We start from the raw sequence: 1,250 nt of genomic DNA, 5'->3' as shown, positions 1-1,250 counted from the left end.
TACAGGTCAAACGGAATGTAATGAGTTTGGTAACACGTATTCGAAACAAGCACCGAAACTTGTTGAGGTGCTATGTTGAGGTTATTGCGGACAACGGTTTTGTGTATGGCTCGTTGCGGAAAATCAGCTATGATTTTCCGCCGTAACTGAAAGATAGTGAATTGCAATGAATTCCGATTAAGGAATTCAGCCGCAATGAGCTATACACGTTGTTGGCAGCTGGCTATTTTTTCCATACTGCGCTTTCATTTCTGCCATTCGTATTGGTTAGTTTAATCCGTTTTTTTGTGTTTATATTTATTTTCCAAATATTATAATTTCCTTTACTGCCAGCTGTATAGACAAGCCATTGTCCATCAGATGACCAATCTGGTGAATAGCATTCAATACTATCATTGGTCAAGTTTTGCAAACTAGTTCCATCAGAATTAATTATAAATAAGTCCCAGTACTTATCATTCATTCCATAAAATGCAATCTTCTTTCCGTTTGGTGAGAATTTAGCTCCAGAATCGTAACCAATTTTGTTAGTAAGTCTTGTCACATTTTCACCATTAACATCCGTTATGTGTATTTCTCCATTTGCAGCGTGCGAAGTGTCTGTAGAATCGCGTAATTGTCTTGTGAATAAAATTTTCTGACCATCATTCGACCAACTAGGACTTTCCTCATAATATTTATTTTTTGTTAACTGCCTAATATTCGAGCCGTCTTTGTTCATTAGATAAATATTTCTAGAAAGAGAATCTCTATCACTCATAAATACAATAATTTCTCCGTCAGGTGATTGTTCGGGAAGTACATCGGTTCTTGGATGATTTGTTAAGCGTGTTAATTCTGTTCCATCAGAATTGATTGTGTATATCTCTGCATTCCCATCTCTTTTAGAATAGAAATAAAGACTTTGTCCATCACTAGACCAAGAAGGACTAAAGTCAAGAGAATCGTTTTTCGTAATATTTCGCAGATTCTCTCCATTTATATCCATTGTATAAATTTCCGAGTTGCCGTCTCTATCAGTTACAAATGCAATTTCTTGCTTCGATGAGGCTGTCTCATTATTTAGCACTTCTTTTTTACCCTCTTTACACGAGGAAAAAATTAAGAGAAATATCAAAAATTTAAATGTATTCATTAGTTTGTTGTGCTTGCTGCCAACGACCCTCGGCTATTATTCGTTGCGGTGGACGAGGCACGTTAAAAGTTTACTTTTAAAAGTGTTAGTAGTCCAAAGAGCAACGGACAAAAGG

The 1,250-nt window shown here is 36.1% G+C and carries 1 protein-coding gene; it reads right to left on the bottom strand.

From position 1 onward, the window contains the following. Nucleotides 1–223: 223 nt before the first annotated feature. Entirely contained in the window at nt 224–1,135 is a 912-nt protein-coding gene (locus LBV24_RS15010) for a TolB family protein (protein ID WP_224479477.1), read from the bottom strand. Nucleotides 1,136–1,250: the final 115 nt, after the last annotated feature.

It is taken from the genome of Winogradskyella vincentii, from assembly GCF_020166345.1.
GTDB classification, from domain to species: Bacteria; Bacteroidota; Bacteroidia; order Flavobacteriales; family Flavobacteriaceae; genus Winogradskyella; species Winogradskyella vincentii.
Note: the sequence above shows the minus strand (reverse complement) of the source record. Positions and strands in the feature narration are given on the sequence as shown.

What these genes read in the sequence shown, in the direction of transcription:
- LBV24_RS15010 (WP_224479477.1), bottom strand. Translation starts at nt 1,135, where the DNA reads ATGAATACATTTAAATTTTTGATATTTCTCTTAATTTTTTCCTCGTGT.